At 72.5% G+C, this 15,050-nt stretch carries 14 protein-coding genes; 3 read left to right on the top strand and 11 right to left on the bottom strand.

The features are described from left to right. Positions 1–46: 46 nt before the first annotated feature. From ACWEVP_RS21390 to ACWEVP_RS21360, 7 genes are all read right to left on the bottom strand, one after another. The gene (locus ACWEVP_RS21390; RefSeq protein WP_452064311.1) at positions 47–817 is read right to left on the bottom strand and encodes an IclR family transcriptional regulator; all 771 of its coding nucleotides are present in this window, start codon (positions 815–817) and stop codon (positions 47–49) included. 61 nt (positions 818–878) lie between these two features. Beyond that, positions 879–1,832 carry a quinone oxidoreductase family protein gene (locus ACWEVP_RS21385; RefSeq protein WP_452064310.1) on the bottom strand — a complete coding sequence of 318 codons (954 nt, stop codon included), beginning with the start codon at positions 1,830–1,832 and terminating at the stop codon, positions 879–881. Beyond that, complete coding sequence (locus ACWEVP_RS21380; protein ID WP_452064309.1) at positions 1,829–2,683, bottom strand: alpha/beta fold hydrolase; 855 nt, start codon at positions 2,681–2,683, stop codon at positions 1,829–1,831. Before ACWEVP_RS21380 ends, ACWEVP_RS21385 begins: the two co-directional genes overlap by 4 nt. A gap of 106 nt (positions 2,684–2,789) precedes the next feature. Further along, complete coding sequence (locus tag ACWEVP_RS21375) at positions 2,790–3,656, bottom strand: alpha/beta fold hydrolase (protein WP_452064308.1); 867 nt, start codon at positions 3,654–3,656, stop codon at positions 2,790–2,792. After that, a complete protein-coding gene (locus tag ACWEVP_RS21370) occupies positions 3,653–4,906 on the bottom strand; it encodes a M20 family metallopeptidase (protein WP_452064307.1) in 1,254 nt (417 codons plus the stop codon). Before ACWEVP_RS21370 ends, ACWEVP_RS21375 begins: the two co-directional genes overlap by 4 nt. Then, the gene (locus ACWEVP_RS21365) at positions 4,903–5,835 is read right to left on the bottom strand and encodes a DODA-type extradiol aromatic ring-opening family dioxygenase (protein WP_452064306.1); all 933 of its coding nucleotides are present in this window, start codon (positions 5,833–5,835) and stop codon (positions 4,903–4,905) included. Before ACWEVP_RS21365 ends, ACWEVP_RS21370 begins: the two co-directional genes overlap by 4 nt. Further along, on the bottom strand, positions 5,835–7,058 hold the full coding sequence (locus tag ACWEVP_RS21360) for a Rieske 2Fe-2S domain-containing protein (RefSeq protein ID WP_452064305.1): 1,224 nt from the start codon (positions 7,056–7,058) through the stop codon (positions 5,835–5,837). Before ACWEVP_RS21360 ends, ACWEVP_RS21365 begins: the two co-directional genes overlap by 1 nt. A gap of 198 nt (positions 7,059–7,256) precedes the next feature. Between ACWEVP_RS21360 and ACWEVP_RS21355 the strand changes: the two genes are divergently transcribed. Continuing rightward, positions 7,257–8,234 (top strand): NAD(P)/FAD-dependent oxidoreductase, encoded by a 978-nt coding sequence (locus tag ACWEVP_RS21355; RefSeq protein ID WP_452064304.1) that lies wholly within the window; start codon positions 7,257–7,259, stop codon positions 8,232–8,234. Between the two features lie 16 nt (positions 8,235–8,250). Beyond that, positions 8,251–8,586, top strand: a complete 336-nt coding sequence (locus ACWEVP_RS21350; protein WP_452064303.1) for an indolepyruvate ferredoxin oxidoreductase subunit alpha — start codon at positions 8,251–8,253, stop codon at positions 8,584–8,586. A gap of 38 nt (positions 8,587–8,624) precedes the next feature. Here the strand turns inward: ACWEVP_RS21350 and ACWEVP_RS21345 are convergent, their stop codons facing one another. The 4 genes from ACWEVP_RS21345 to ACWEVP_RS21330 form a co-directional block, all read right to left on the bottom strand. Beyond that, on the bottom strand, positions 8,625–9,392 hold the full coding sequence (locus tag ACWEVP_RS21345) for an enoyl-CoA hydratase/isomerase family protein (protein WP_452064302.1): 768 nt from the start codon (positions 9,390–9,392) through the stop codon (positions 8,625–8,627). Positions 9,393–9,403: 11 nt separating this feature from the next. Beyond that, a complete protein-coding gene (locus ACWEVP_RS21340; RefSeq protein WP_452064301.1) occupies positions 9,404–11,527 on the bottom strand; it encodes a CoA transferase in 2,124 nt (707 codons plus the stop codon). 72 nt (positions 11,528–11,599) lie between these two features. Then, positions 11,600–13,132: an AMP-binding protein gene (locus tag ACWEVP_RS21335; RefSeq protein ID WP_452064300.1), complete on the bottom strand. Its 1,533-nt coding sequence runs from the start codon at positions 13,130–13,132 to the stop codon at positions 11,600–11,602. A gap of 61 nt (positions 13,133–13,193) precedes the next feature. Then, positions 13,194–14,027, bottom strand: coding sequence for an IclR family transcriptional regulator (locus ACWEVP_RS21330; protein WP_452064299.1), 834 nt, complete (start codon positions 14,025–14,027; stop codon positions 13,194–13,196). A 204-nt stretch (positions 14,028–14,231) separates the two neighbouring features. On the opposite strand from ACWEVP_RS21330, the gene ACWEVP_RS21325 reads away from it, so the two are divergent. Beyond that, a complete protein-coding gene (locus ACWEVP_RS21325) occupies positions 14,232–15,047 on the top strand; it encodes an alpha/beta fold hydrolase (protein WP_452064298.1) in 816 nt (271 codons plus the stop codon). Positions 15,048–15,050: the final 3 nt, after the last annotated feature.

Raw genomic sequence — 15,050 nt, 5'->3', positions numbered from 1 at the left:
CCTCCCGGAACTGAGTGGGTGTCGGAGCAGGATGGGCTGCCCGGGCTCACCGGGTGGCCGGTGTGGTCCGATCACCGGACCGCAGGGCGCTCACCGTCCTGGTGATCCGGTGGCCCACCATCGTCAGCAGCCCGGCGTACTTGCCGACGTCGGCGCGGTACAGCGGCGCGGTGATGGACAGCGCCCCGGTCGTCAGGCCGGTCGCGCCGGTCAGCGGGATCGCCACGCTCACGAAGCCGACGCGGGTCTGCTCGTACTCGACCGCGTAGCCGTTCGCGCGGGCCCGGGCCAGTTCGTTCAGCAGCAGGCCGGGCGCGTTGACCGTGTGCGGCGTGATCCGGTCGAGCGGCGACGCGATCACCTCCTCGACCAGCGCGCGGGGGCCGAAGGCGAGCAGGACCTTGCCGGTGGCGGTGCAGTGCATCGGCATCCGGCCGGCCACCCGGGACGGCTTGGTCACCTGGCTGTGGCCCGACACCTTCTCCAGGTAGAGGACCTCGCGGCCATCGGGGACGGCGAGGTGGATCGTCTCGTTCGTGGCCTGGTAGAGGTCCTCCATGTACGGCCGGGCGGCGTCGCGCAGGATGCGCTGGCGGGGCACCCGCTGGCCGATCTCGAACAGGCGGATGCCGAGCCAGTAGTCGCTGCCGCGCCGTTCGAGGACGCCCCAGGTCAGCAGCTCCTGCGCCAGGCGGTGCACCGAAGCTTTCGCGACGCCGGAACGCCGCGCCAGCTCGGTGAGGCTCAGGTGCTCGTCGTCGGGGCCGAACGCCTCGAGGATGAGCTGCACCTTGCCGAGGACGCTGTTCGCTTCCATGGCACCAGGTTCGGTGAGCGGAACCGGTCCGGCCAACAGACCGGTCCGCTCACCGAACCGGTCAGGGGACGAGCACCGCGCGGCCACGGACCCGGCCGGCCCGCAGGTCCTCCAGGGCCAATGCCGCGTCGGCGAACTCGTACTTCTGCACGGCCAGCGAAAGCTCACCCGCGGCGAGCTTCTTCACCAGGTCACCGGCGATCTCTCGCGCCCGGCGTTCCTGCCGGATCATGTTCACCGGCAGCAGCGCGACGTCGTCGAGCAGCCAGGACGGCAGGTCGACGCGGACTTCGGTGCCGGTCACGTACCCGATCACCGCCGCCCGGCCACCCGGGCGCACCCAGCGGGTCCGGGCCACCAGGCCGTCGCCGCCGAGCGTGTCGACCAGCAGGGACGCGGGCCGATCGGCGGCGAGCCGGTCGATGTCCTCGGTGGCGTCGAGGCAGACGCCCGTGACGCCGTCGGGCACGTCGGCGAGCTGCTCCGCGCGGCCGACGATGCCGGTCACCTTCGCCCCGGCGAGCAGCGCCTGCTGGGCGACCATCGACCCGACCGCGCCCGCGGCGCCGACGACGATCACCTGCTCGTCCTCGCTCAGCCGGGCCACGTCGTGCAGGACCACGAACGCGGTCGTCGCGGGCACGTAGAACGTCGCCGCGACCTCGGGCGGCAGCGGCGCGTCCAGCTTGTTCGCGGCCTTGGCCGGCACGCTCAGCCGCTCGGTCCAGGTGCCGTCGCGCAGCAGGCCCAGCCCGGCGCCGCGCAGCATCACCTGGTCACCCGGCTCGAGACCGGAGTCCACATCGGACTCGACGACGACGCCCGCGCCCTCCACGCCACCTGCGTAGGGCAGCGGCGGCTTGAGGTCGAACGTGCCGCTCGCCACGGTGACGTCCAGGTGGGCCACCGCCGCGGCCTGGACGTCGACCAGTACCTCGCCCTCGCCGCGCGTCGGCTCGGCGACCTCGTCCACGACCGGGGCCGAGCCCCAGGTGTGGAACCGCGCGGCCCTCATGCGGCGGCCTTGCGGAGGAACTCGACGCTCAGCGGGTTGTAGCGGGCGGCCTGCTCGTGCTGCGGCCAGTGCCCGCACTCCTCGAACAGCTCCAGCTGCGAGCCGGGGATGTTCTCGTGCATCTTCGTCGCTTCCGGGACCTCGCCGAACGGGTTCTGGCGGCCCCACACGATGAGCGTCGGCTGCGTGATGCGGGCCAGCTGCTCCGGGCGCAGCAGGTTGCGCTGCCGTCGTTCCATGTCCTGAAGGGACAAGAGATTGTCCACATTGGCCACGAACTCCGGCGTGTGGTAGATCGCGTGCCGGACCTCGACGAGCTCTTCGGTCGCGTTCTCCTCGCTCTCCATCAGCAGCCGCAAGCGCTTGCGGGTCAGCTCGACGTCGTCGGTGGCGACGGCGTTCTTCGTGCTGGTGCGGATCCGATCCATGACCTCGGGGTTGGCGACGGTTCCGCCGGCGCACAGCAGCTGCAGGCTCAGCACCCGCTCGGGGTGGTCGACCGCGGCCCGCGCCCCGACCCAGCCGCCCAGGGACTCGCCGACGATGTGCGCGGCGCGGATCCCGACGGCGTCGAAGTAGTCCAGCAGGTGCTGGACGTAGTCGGCGATCTCGTACGGCTGAGCGGGCTTGCCGGTGTACCCGTGGCCGAGCATGTCGATCGCGTGGACGTCGAATTCGCTGTGCGCGACGATGTTGCGCGCGAACGCTTCCAGGTGCCCGCTGGTGCCGTGCAGGAACACGACGGCTTCGGCGTCCGGGTTCCCGGCCCGCAGCGTCCGGGTGGGGACGCCGGCCGCGTCGACGTACTCGACGCGGTATGGGAGGGGGCTGAGTTCGGTCCAGATGCTCACGCGTGCTCCTTGGTGTTGATGCGGTGGACTTGGGTGTTGCTGTGGGCGGCGAGCTTGCGGACAGCGGCCAGCGTCGCGGCCGTGAGAGTCAGGACGAGCAGGACCTTCATGCCGGAACTCCTTGCGGGACCAGGGACCGGAAGAACCCGTCGACCACCGCGTGGTAGGCGTGCGGGCGTTCTTCCTGCAGGTGGTGGGAAACGTGGTCCATGACGTGCAGGGTGCCGTTCGGCACCATGCGCGCCAGCATGAGCGGGTAGTCGGGGGTGAGGAACGCGTCCTGCATGCCCCAGATGAACAGCGTGGGCGCCTGGATCCGGCCGAGTTCGCCGGTCAGGTCCTGCCAGTCGCCGCGCGGCGAGTCCGACATGGCGGCCAGTTCGCGCTCGCCGGGGTCGAGGCTCTGCTCGTACCGCAGGTCGAGGGTCTCTTCGGGGAGCTGGTCGCCGTCGTACCACTCGAGGCTGGTGATCAGGCGGCGCATCTTCTCGCGCGTCGGGCCTTCGCCGCCGTAGTAGGCGTCGCGGGCGTTGCGGCCGCGGCGGCCGCCTTCCGGCAGCGGGGCAAGGGGGCCGTAGAAGACCGGCATGCTGCCGGTGACGACCAGCGAGCGCACCCGGTCCGGGTACTTCGCGGCGAGGTTGAGCGCGATGGTGCCGCCCCAGGAGTTGCAGACGAAGTCGGCGCGCTCGACGCCCAGCGTGTCGAGCAGGGCGACGGTCTTGGCCGCGTGGTGGTCCCACATCGGGCCGGTGATCGGCGTCTTCGCCGAGCGGCCGTACTGCTGGATGTCCACGAGCAGGCACCGCCGGTCCCCGGCGAACAGCGGCGCCACCGGACCGAAGTCGCTCCACGCGGTGCAGCCGGGGCCGCCGCCGTGGAGGAACACGGTGTCCGGGCCGGAACCGAGGTCGTGGTAGTGGTACGTGACGCCACCGCCGTCGGCGTAGTGGCTCTCGGGTGGTGGGGTCATGCTGCTTCCTTCCCGGTGGTGGAGAGAGTCGTGCGGGCGAGGACCTCGCACAGGCGGCGCATCGCGCGGACGTCGACGGTGTTCATGCCGCGGCTGAAGTCGTCGGAGTTCGCTTTCGGCATGCCGGTCCGGACGGTCGGGATGCCACGGGCGCGCAGGATGTTCGCGTCCGTGGCGCCGCTGTTGTCCGGCACGGGCTCGTGGGGACGGCCGGAAGTGCTCTCCCACGCCTCGATGGCGGTGTGCACGATCGGCGAATCCGGCGGAGTGGACGTGCCCGGGATGGCGAGGACCATCTCCAGCTCCACGTCGAACTGGCTGAGAAACCCGGCCAGCTCCCGCTTGACGGACAACGGGGCCGTGCCCGGGGCGATCCGCACGTCCACCCGGATCCGGCAGGCCGCCGGGGTGACCGCGAGCATCCGCTCCCAGCCGCCCGCGATCGACCCGATCACGCCCTGCGGAGCTGCGGTGGCCGTGCGGTGACGGGCCGGGTAGTCGGCGAGCCACCGCTCCAGGCGCGTCACCACGTCGGCGGCGTTGACGATCGGGTTGCGGTAGGGCAGCCGGTGGCGGCTGCCCACGTAGGTGTGGATGCCCGGCACGGTGACGTCGAACCAGCACAGCCCGACCTCGTCGTGGGCGACGAAGTCCCCGGGCTTCGCGATCACCGCGTAGTCGGTGTGCCAGCCGCGTTCGAGCAGGAACGAGCAGCCGACGCCTTGTCCGGTGTTGGCCCGCGCGGGGTAGCCCGGCGCCTCCACGGCGTTGGTCGGCATTCCGCCCGCGCCGAACGCCACGACGACGTCACCGGCCGGCTCGGCCCGGACCGCACCCAGGGCTTCGGCGAGCACGAGGATGCAGGCCGCGTGGCCCTTGGGGTTGCTTGCGCCGAGGCCGGTGACGAACGGGCCTTCGTCGCGGGGCTCGGGTCGCATGTCGGGCCGCAGTTCCGGTCCGATCCAAGGAACGTCCAATTCGGACTGTCCGGTCGTGAGGGTGTCGATCGGGGCGTAGAGCATGAGGTCCGTGCCGCCGCCGGTTCCGCGCAGGCGGCCGACGGCGTTGGCCTGGAACTCGTCGAGGTGCTGGGCCTGGGCGGCGAACCCGGCGGCGGACAACCGCGAAGCCAGCATCCGGGCGAGGGGTGCTTCGCGGCCGGTCGGGCTCGGGATCGCCGTCACCGCGTGTGCCGCCTCGCGGAGCCGGTCTTCGGTGATCCACGCCAGGACCGCGTCGAGGGTCGTCACGGCCGGATCACCGCGACGCCCATCCCGGTCAGCCATTCCGGCATGGGGGAGTAGGCCAGCGCGCGGCCCGGCTTGAAGCCCAGCGCGGCCGCCATGACGAGCCACGTCCGCAGTTCCTGACCGCCGTTGCCCGCGGCTTTGCCGATCTCCTCGGTGGTCAGCGACGTGTACTTCTCGAGTTCGCCGCGTTCGAGATCCGCCAGGAAGGCTTCGTCGAATTCGGGGAACAGCACCGGGCGGGCCGCGGTGATGATCTCGCGACGGCGGCCGTCGTAGCTCTCCCAGTCGCCGCGGCCGTTGAGCCACGCCTCCACGAGGAACTCCTCGTCCTCGCCTTCGGGCGCGCGCCAGTCGTCGGGCCAGGGCAGCTGGTGCGAGAGGCCACCGGACGCGATCACGACCACCCGCAGGTCCTCGGGCAACTCTTCGATCGCAGCGGCGATGTTGCGGCCTAGCTCGGCGCAGCGGTCGGTCCTGGGGAGCGGCGCCGCGAAGACGTTGACCACCAACGGGACCACGGGCACGGCGATGTCGTCGAGGAGGTACTGGATGGCGTGGGTCTGGCCGTGGTCGATCTGCAGCCGCGCCGAGATCGCCACCTCGGTGCCGCGTTCGACGAGATCCTCGGCCAGCTGCTGCGCGAATTCCGGCGCGGTCTTCTGCGGCCCCGACGGCGTCTTCGCTTCACCCGAGCCGATGACCTCACCGACGCCGAGGGTGAACGGCGGGATCATGTCCAGCCAGAACCCGCGGAAGTGGTTCGACCCCACGATGATCGCGAGGTCGGGCTCGGCCCCGGCGATCTCGTCGCGTGCTTCGCGCAGCGCGTCACGGAAGCGTTCCGCGCGGTCGGTGTGCACGACCTTGTCCCAGTGGGTGTTCATCAGCGTCGAGTGGGACGCCCCGACGCCGAGCACCACGCGCGCCATCAGTTCGCCTCCGGGACCGGGACGGTGACGCCCTGCGCGGCCAGCCGGTCGACCCGTTCCTCGCAGGTGTCCTCGGCGAGCTTGCGCCACTTGAGCAGCGAGTCGTCGGGCCGGTAGAGCTTTTCCGGCGGGGCGTCGGTCACCTCGACCATCCACTTGTCCTGCCCGGAGAACTGGCCGTGGAACAGCCACCGGACGAACCCGAGGTACTTGGCGTAGAACGGTAACGCCTTCAGCCCGCGCTGGAAGCTCGCCAGCACACCGACGTAGAGGTGGTTGTCCGCGTCCACCGGGACGTAGAACTCGTAGTGGATGAACGTCGGGTAGACGATCCGCAGCACGCCGGGCATGCTCACCGACGCGAAGCCGGGGAACTCCTGCGCGGCGATCACCGGGTTGGTCTCGCGGTGGGTGCTGGTGTTGCCGACGTTGCCGACCTCCTTCGGCGGCCGCAGCTTGAACCACGCCTGGTTGTCCCACTTGCCGAGGCCGGGGAAGTCGGCTGTCCAGTACTGCTTGTCCTGGACGCGGTAGATCCACCGGCCGCGCTGGACGATCCGGGTTTCGTTCCACACCGGCATCGCTTTGAACAGCCGCCACAACGCCGTGCGGTGCAGGTACTTCGCGTGGCCTTCGTCGTAGCCGTTCTCGCACGCGAAGCGCCAGTTGCCCTCGCGGGGCTGGATGCGGGAGCCGACGACGGCTTCGTTGTGCACCAGTTCCTCGGGCAGCTGCTCGTCGATCGGCGGGGCTTCTTCGCCGTCGCCGACGAAGACCCACACCATGCCGAGCCGTTCCTCGACCGCGTACGTGGGCTGCTTGACCTTGCCGCAGATCGGCGAGGCCGGGCCGTCGGTGATGGCGGCCTTGAGGTCGCCGGACTCCAGGTCGAACGTCCAGCCGTGGTACGGGCACGAGATCGTGCCCGGGAACTGCTGGTTGCCCTCCGAGAGCGGCACCCCGCGGTGCGGGCAGCGGTCCTTCAGCGCGTACACCTTTCCGCCGTCGCGGACCAGCACGATCTTCTGCCCGAGCAGGGTGATCTGCCGGGGCTTGCCGGTGAACCGCGAGGAATACCCCACCGGGTACCAGTAGCCGCGGAACCCGGCCGCCGCGGCCTGGTAGTGCGGCCAGCTCGACCAGTCCTGCCGGCCCGGGAGCCTCGCCGGTCGCCGGCTCCGCCGGGCCGGGGTGGTGGCCGTCTCCTCGTTCTGCACGCTCATGACCGCTCCAAGTTCGTTGTGCCGAAGCCGACGCGAGTCCACCACCGCTCGCCCGGTCGGCCAACGCCTCCGGTCCGCTCAGCGAACCCGGACCGAAAACCGGGACGTGGTCCGCTCACCGGTCCGCGATCCGAGCCGGTGCCCCGTCGCCCGCTTACTGTCCGGCTCTGTCCACTTTCGACATCTCACGGAGGACTCATGGCCCTCGACACCGACATCCTCCTGGTCGGCGCCGGACCGACCGGGCTCTACGGCGCCTACTGCGCGGGCTTCCGCGGGCTCCGCACCGTCGTCGTCGACGGGCTGCCCCAGCCGGGCGGGCAGATCGCCGCCCTGTACCCGGAAAAGGAGATCCTCGACGTCGCCGGGCTGCCGCGGGTGCGGGGCCGCGACTTCGTCACCGCCTTGCTGGACCAGGCCGGCCGCTACGACCCCGAGTACCTGCTCGGCCGTCAGGCCGTATCGCTGGGCCGCGCCGAGGACGGGCGCCCCGAGGTGAGCCTGTCCGACGGCTCGGTCGTCCGCGCCGGCGCGGTGGTCCTCACGGCCGGGATCGGCACGTTCACCCCGCGGAAGCTGCCTGCCGGGGAGGACTACCTCGGCCGGGGCCTCAGCTACTTCGTCACCGATCCGGACCGCCACACCGGCGAGAACGTGCTGGTCGTGGGTGGTGGTGACAGCGCGGTCGACTGGGCCCTGGCCCTGGAGCCGATCGCGAAGTCCGTCACCCTCGTGCACCGGCGGTCGGCCTTCCGCGCGCACGCCGCGAGCGTCACCGCCGTCACCGAAGGCGGGACGCGGATCATCACCGAGGCCGAAGTCGAAGCACTCACCGGAGAGGACGTCTTGCGGCTCGCCCACGTCCGCGTGCGCGGCGAAGAGCGACCGCGGCTGTACGAAGTGGACAGTGTGATCGCCGCCCTCGGGTTCGTGAGCAACCTCGGCCCGCTCGCCGGCTGGGGACTGGAGCTGCGCGGCCGCTCGATCCTCGTCGACTCGCGGATGCGGACCAGCCTCGACCGCGTCTACGCCGCCGGGGACGTCACCGAGTACGAGGGCAAGGTCCGCCTGATGTCCGTCGGCTTCGGCGAAGTCGCGACAGCGATCAACAACGCCGCGGTCGCCCTCGACCCGGAACTGTCCCTCTTCCCCGGCCACTCGACCGAGAACTCCTGACCCCGGAAGGACCACCATGGCCTACGTCATCGGCGCCAACTGCATCGACGTCACCGACCGCGCCTGCCTGGACGTCTGCCCCGTCGACTGCATCTACGTCGGCGAGCGCAAGAGCTACATCAACACGAACGAATGCATCGAATGCGGCGCCTGCGAACCGGAGTGCCCGGTGGACGCCATCTTCGTCGACCGGAAGGCCCGCGGCGACGAGAGCAAGGTGGTGTTCGTGACGGACTCGATCGCCTTCTTCGAGCAGCCCCTGCCCGGCCGCGACGCGCCGCTGGGCGACCCCGGCGGCGCGGGCACGGTCGGCGACCTCGGCGTGGACACCCCCATGGTCACCCAGTACTGAGAAAGGGGCGGCGCCTTCGCGGCGCCGCCCCTTTCCGCTCAGCGGCCGGTGAACCGAGGCGAGCGTTTGTCCAAAAACGCCTGCAGGCCCTCGGCGGCGTCCGCGGTGCGGGTCAGCTCCGCGACGCCCTTCTCCTCCCGCAGCAGCGCGTCCTCGATCGAGAGACCGTAGCCCTCGTCGACGACTCGCTTCAGGATGCCGATCGCCGCCGTCGGCTTGGCCGCGAGCAGCTGCGCCTCCTCGGCGACCGCGGCGTCGAACAGCCCGGGGTCGACCACGCGATCCACCAGCCCGGACTCCAGAGCCTGCTGGGCGGTGAGCCGGGTGCCGTCGATCATCAGCCGCTTGGCCCGGTGCGGTCCGACGAGCCGGGGGAGCCGCTGGCTGCCACCCGCGCCGGGGAACAGGCCGAGCGCGATCTCGGGGAACCCGAAGCTCGCCGTGGCCGAGAGGATCCGCAGGTCGCAGGCCAGGGACAGCTCCGCGCCGCCGCCGAGGGCGTGGCCGTTCATGGCGGCGATCACCGGCTTCGGGGCCCGTTCGAGCAATCGCTGGACCTCGATCCAGCCGCGCATCTCGGCCTGGTTGGCGTCGGACAGGTCCCGCATGACGGCGATGTCCGCACCCGCGACGAAGAACTTCCCGGTGCCGGTGATGACCAGGCACCGCACGTCCGGGTCTTCGACCAGGGGCGGCAGCACCTCGAGGAACTCCGCGATCAGGGCCGGGTTGACGGCGTTGGCCGGGGGCCGGTCGATCCGGATGGTCGCGACTCCGGCGTCCCGGGTGGTGGTCAGGACCGGCATGCGTGTTCCTCTCATTCGGTGATCCCGGCGGCGCGCAGGGCCGCCAGGCGGTCGTCGTCGAAGCCCAGGAGCTCGCGCAGCACCGGTTCGGTGTGCTGGCCCAGCAGGGGAGCGGGCGAGGTGAGCGCGCCCGGTGTCGCCGTCAGCCGGGCGACGATGCCTTCGTGCAGCACCGCGCCGGCGATCGGGTGGTCCAGGCGCTGGTAGAAGCCGCGTTCGGCCAGGTGCTCGTCCTGGACGAGGTCGCGGCCGGTCGCCACCACGGCGGCGGCGACCCCGGCGGCCTGCAGCCGGGCGGCGAGGTCGTCGGCGTCCTGAGTCCGGGTCCAGGCGGCGAGCGCGGCGTCGTCCTCGGACAGTTCCGCCAAGTTCCGCAGCGCGGCCCGTTGCGTCGCGTCCTGCGGGGTGATGGCGACCCAGCGGTCGTCGCCGGCCGCCGGGTAAACGCCGTGCGGCACGGAACGCCCGGCGTCGAGCACTGCCGGGCCCATCGTGGCGGCCATCGCCTCCAGCTGCGAGAGGTCGACGTGCCCGCCCTGCCCGCGTATCAGCAGGTCGAGGGCCCCGAGCACGGCCGCGTTGGCGGCGACCATGTCACCCAGGCCGAACACCAGCCCCTGCGGGGGCTCGCCCGGATCGGCGGTCTCCGCCGACAGCCCGGACATCGCGGCCAGGGTGTCGGCGAAGGTGACGGCCTTCCGCCACGGCCCGGTGTGCCCGACGCCGGACATCGACACCAGGATCGCGCGCGGGTTGATCCGGCGCAGCGACTCGTGGTCCAGGCCCCACTTCGCCAGCACCCCCGGGCTGAAGTTCTCCACGACGACGTCGCAGCGGGCGGCCAGCTCGCGCAGGATTTCCTGTCCCTCGGGCGTGCGCAGGTTGAGGGCGAGGCTGCGCTTGCCGCGGTTGAAGTTGAGGAAGTACCCCGAATCGTCCGGGCCGGCGCCGGGCCGCAGGCGCATGGATGTCGAGAACCGCGTGGGATCGTGCCGGTGCTTCGACTCGACTTTGATCACGTCGGCGCCGTGCTCGGCGAGGATCTTGGTCGCGTACGGCCCGGCCAGCACCCAGGTCAGGTCCAGTACCCGGACGCCGTCGAGGGGGCGGCTCTTCGCGGGGCGCGGTCCGGCCGGGCCGCCGGTCCATCCGCCTTCGGTGAGCGGGGACAGCGTGACCGGGCGGGGCAGGCCGGGGGCGTCCCACGGGAATCCGGCGTCCTCGACACCGTCGACCGAGACGAAGAACTGCCGGTCGCGCAGCTGCGGGTTGCCGGTCAGCTCCGCCGGGGGCGTCACCTCGGCCCACGGGAGGGCGCGGGCGCGGCCCTCCTCGGCGACCTCGGCCGCGGTGCGTTTGGCCACGAACCGGGCGATCACGTCGTCGACGTGCGACCGCTCCGCCCAGCGCACCACCTGGTCGGCGAACCGCTCGGCCAGCAGGTCACCGGCCTCGCCCTCCTCCGCCAGCCAGTCCCGGAGGCCGGTCCACATGCGCTCGCTGCCGGAGTAGCCGCCCGCCACGTACCCGTCGGCGGCCGCGAAGATCCGGTGGGCGACGTGCTCGTAGACACCCCCGTTGCGGACCGGGAACCGGCCCGCGTGGATCCACGAGATCGCGGCCGTCTCCAGGGTCGCGGCGACCGCTTCCTGGGCCGAGACGTCGATCAGCTGCCCGGTCCCGGCGAGCACACCCAGCAGGGCCGCGATCGCGCCGTGTGCCCCGGCCAGCTGGCAGGCCTGCTCGCGTGGCGGCGGCTTCGGCGGGCCATCGGGCTTGCCGCCGAGCCAGGTCATCCCGCCGGCGGAGGCGAGCACGAGGTCGCCGCCGAGCCAGTCGCGGCGCGGGCCGGTGAGCCCGAACGGCGTGACGACCACGTGGACGGCGTGCGGCCACCGGGAAGTCCCGTCGGCGCGCAGGCCGCGCAGCTTCGCCACCGGACCGCTCTCCAGGACGACGTCGGCCTCCCGGGCCAGCGCGTCGAGGTCCGCCTGCGCGAGTTTCTTCCCGGCGTGCCAGTGGACGCGCTCGGGTCCGGCGAGGTCGTCGTCGACGCGCACGACGTCGGCGCCGAGGCCGACCAGTAGCCGGGCGCCCTGCCGGGCCAGTTCGTCGGTGAGGTCGAGTACGCGCAACGGTGCCCTCCTGCGGAACGGGGATGTCGTGGCGAACCTAGGCAGGGGGAGCGGCCGGGAGTCGCCGGCGGTTCACTGAGCGGACCGGGCTTCGGCGTCCCAGGTGGACTCGTCCACAGTGGACGGAAGCAGGGCCTTGACGACTTTCCCGCTCCCGTTGCGCGGCAGCTCACGCGCGATGCGCACGTAGCGCGGTTGGGCGTGGCGCGGCAGCCGCGTGCGGCACCAGTCCCGCACGGCGGGTCCGTCGAGGGCGCGGTCGGTGGCCAGCACGACGAGCAGTTCCTGCTCGGTGAGGTCCGACTCGACCCCGACCGCGGCCGCGTCGACCACCCCGGGCAGCGCGCGCAGCACCTGCTCGACGTCCCAGGTCGCGATGTTCTCCCCGCGCCGCCGCACGACGTCGCCGCGCCGGCCGGCGAAGGTCAGGTAACCGTCGGCGTCGAGACGGCCGCGGTCACCGGTGCGGAACCAGCCGTCCCGCAGCACGGCGGCGGTGGCCGCGGGGTCACCGGCGTAGCCGCGGAACCGCATGCCGGGCAGCTTGGCGCGGGCGGCGATCTGGCCGGTTTCCCCGGCCGGCAGGGGCTGTCCGGTGTCGTCGAGGATCGCGACCTCGTACTCGGGGACCACCCGGCCCGCTGTGCCGGGCCGCCAGTCGTCCGGGGTGTTCGCGGCGACGTCCCCGAGTTCGGTGCTGGCGTACGCCTCCAGGGCCTTCACGCCGAAGCGGTCGAGGAACCGCGCGACCAGCTCGGCGGGCGCCGGGGCGCCGTAGGCCAGCCGGACGGCGTGGTCGCGGTCGCGGCCTGGCCGCCGGTCGAGGATGGCCAGCATCGCACCCATGAAGTTGAACGCCGTGACCCCTTCGGCGCGACAGGTGTCCCAGAACCGGGAGGCCGAAAACCGGCGGTGGGCGACCAGCCGCGCGCCGGTCAGCAGCGCGGGCAGCAACGCGGTGTGCCGGACGTTGACGTGGTGCCACGGGAAGACGTTGAACAGCACGTCCCCGGGGCCGTACCCCATGGTCGCCGCCACCCGGCGGGCGTGCCGCAGGGCCGCGAAGTGGGGTAGTTCGGCGGCTTTGGCCCGGCCGGTGGTGCCCGAAGTGGACAGCACGACGAGCGGGTCACCGGGCGCCGACCGGTGCTCCCCGAACCCGGCCGGGGGCAGTTCGTCGAGGAAGGGGCGCCCTCGTGGCCCAGGGTCGTCCTCGCGGACCAGGACGACCCGCTCGGCCAAGGTCAGGAGGGCGGGGTTCGCGGCGAGCGCCGACGTCCCGGCGACCAGCAGCGACGCCCCGGTGGCCCGCCGGATCGCCTGGGCGGCCGGGAGGGTGACGTCGAGGGCGAGCGGCACCTCCACCGCGCCCTGCCGGGCGAGCCCGAACAGCAGTTCCACGGCGGCGCGCCCCGGCCGCACGCAGGTCAGCACCCGGGTTCCCGGCGCCACGCGCAGGCGGGCAGCGAGCGCCCGCGAGCCTTCGTCGACCTCACCGATCCGCAGCCGGGTGCCGTCGTCGAAGCGGACCAGCTCGCGGTCCGGGTCCTGCCGGGCACGGCTGGTCAGCAGGCCGACCGGGGTACTCGCTCGGAGATCGCTCACCCGGGTGATCGTCGGACCGGGCCGGACCTCGCCCAAGCGGCCGGTCCGCTGACCGGACCGGTCAGCCCGCCGCGCGCTTGACCGGCGCCTGGAGGGCCGTGAACGGCTCGTTGCGGACCTCGGAGGCGGTGAGCAGCGCCCGGTCGAGTGCCCGCGCGATGGCCGCCGCGGCCGTGCGCAGCTCGGGCAGCAGGCGCTTCGGGACGAGGCGGGCGACCGGCGCGGTCGTCGACACCGCCGCGTGGACCGTGCCGTCGGCCCCGGTGATCGGCACCGCCAGGCTGCCGACCCCGGGCATCGTCTCCTCGATCTCCAGCGCGAACCCCTTCGCCCGGACCACGGTCAGCTGCTTGCGCAGATCGTCCACCGAGGACACCGTGCGGGAGGTCAGGTGGGTCAGCCCGGCCTCGGCGAACCGGGCCAGGTGCTCGTCGACGTCGGGGGAGGTCGCCAGCAGCACCTTGCCGGTCGCCGTGCCGGGCGCGGGCAGCCGGCCGCCGATCCGGGAGTGCGAGTGGATGTTGGCCTCACCGGCGACCTTCTCCAGGAACAGCACGTGGGCGCCGTCGAGCACGGCCAGGTGGATCGTCGCGCGGGTGGCGGCGAACAGGTCGGCCAGCGCGGGGCGGGCGACCGCGCGCAGCACGGCCGACGCCGGGACCCGCTGGCCGAGCTCGAACATCCGCAGGCCGAGCTGGTAGCAGTCGCCGCGGCGTTCCAGCAGGCCCCACTCGACCAGCTCCTGCGCGAGCCGGTACGCCGACGCCTTCGGCACGCCGGACCGGCGGCTCAGCTCGGTCAGCCCCAGCTGGTAGGCGCCGGATTCGAACGCGCCGAGCAGCAGCTGCGCCTTGCCGAGCACCGAACTGGGCCGGTCATCGTCCAGGGTGGACATGGCACCTCCTCGCCGCTGGCGATTATCACCACGCGGAAAGATCCAAGTCCAGCGGACGTCACCGTCCGTTACCAGCGGGTTTCCGGTCGTCCCCGTCGTGAAACGGTCTGGTGACGCGGTTCGGTAGGCGGACCGCCGGGTTAGGTCCACCGGCGGTGACGGCGAACACTCCCGGGCACCTCCATTCCGACTTCAGGGAGCCGCATGACGACGGAGTACGGCTACGTCAAGGTGCCCGGCGGCCAGGTGCACTACGCGGAGCAGGGGACCGGCCCCGCGGTGCTGCTGCTGCACCAGACCCCGCGCTCGCACGACGAGTTCCGCGAGCTGCAGCCACGGCTGGCCGAGGACCACCGCGTGATCGCGCTCGACATGCCGGGGTTCGGCAACAGCACACCGCTGCCCGCGCCCCAGCGCATCGAGGACTACGCGCGCGGCGTCCTCGCGGCGCTGGACGCGCTCGGGGTGGACCGCGCGGCGGTGGTCGGCCACCACACCGGCGGCGTGGTGGCGGTCGAGCTGGCCGCCGCGGTCCCCGAGCGGATCACGGCCGTGGTCCTGTCGTCGACGCCGTGGGCGGACGCGGGTTACCGTGCGTCGCATGTGGACGGTCCCGGGGTCGACGCCGCCGACCGCGACCCCGGCGGCGGTCACCTGCTCACGTGGTGGGAGCAGCGGCACCCGTACTACCCGAAGGCGGCGACCGGCCTGCTCGACCGGTTCGTCCGGGACGCCCTGGCCCCCGGCGTCGACCCGCGCGAGGGCCACCTGGCGTGCGCCCGGTACGCGATGGAACGCCGGATCGGGCGGGTGCGCGCCCCCGTCCTGCTCCTCGGCGCGGGCGCCGACCCGTTCGCCCTGCCCGCCCTGGAACCGTTGGAACGGCACCTGACCGGCGCCGCCCTCGTGCACCTGGCCGTGATCGACGGCGGCACGGTCGCGCTGATGGAGGACAAGGCCGACGAGGTCGCGGCCGCGGTGCTGCCGTTCCTGCGCCGGTTCACCCGGTCCGCTGATTGAACC

It is taken from the genome of Amycolatopsis sp. NPDC003865, from assembly GCF_053605345.1.
This window is presented reverse-complemented; position numbering and strand designations above follow the sequence as displayed.

Coding starts and splice junctions, on each gene's coding strand:
- ACWEVP_RS21330 (WP_452064299.1), bottom strand. CDS start 14,027: ATGTCCACCCTGGACGATGACCGGCCCAGTTCGGTGCTCGGCAAGGCG.
- ACWEVP_RS21355 (WP_452064304.1), top strand. CDS start 7,257: ATGGCCCTCGACACCGACATCCTCCTGGTCGGCGCCGGACCGACCGGG.
- ACWEVP_RS21325 (WP_452064298.1), top strand. CDS start 14,232: ATGACGACGGAGTACGGCTACGTCAAGGTGCCCGGCGGCCAGGTGCAC.
- ACWEVP_RS21390 (WP_452064311.1), bottom strand. CDS start 817: ATGGAAGCGAACAGCGTCCTCGGCAAGGTGCAGCTCATCCTCGAGGCG.
- ACWEVP_RS21385 (WP_452064310.1), bottom strand. CDS start 1,832: ATGAGGGCCGCGCGGTTCCACACCTGGGGCTCGGCCCCGGTCGTGGAC.
- ACWEVP_RS21360 (WP_452064305.1), bottom strand. CDS start 7,058: ATGAGCGTGCAGAACGAGGAGACGGCCACCACCCCGGCCCGGCGGAGC.
- ACWEVP_RS21350 (WP_452064303.1), top strand. CDS start 8,251: ATGGCCTACGTCATCGGCGCCAACTGCATCGACGTCACCGACCGCGCC.
- ACWEVP_RS21345 (WP_452064302.1), bottom strand. CDS start 9,392: ATGCCGGTCCTGACCACCACCCGGGACGCCGGAGTCGCGACCATCCGG.
- ACWEVP_RS21365 (WP_452064306.1), bottom strand. CDS start 5,835: ATGGCGCGCGTGGTGCTCGGCGTCGGGGCGTCCCACTCGACGCTGATG.
- ACWEVP_RS21375 (WP_452064308.1), bottom strand. CDS start 3,656: ATGACCCCACCACCCGAGAGCCACTACGCCGACGGCGGTGGCGTCACG.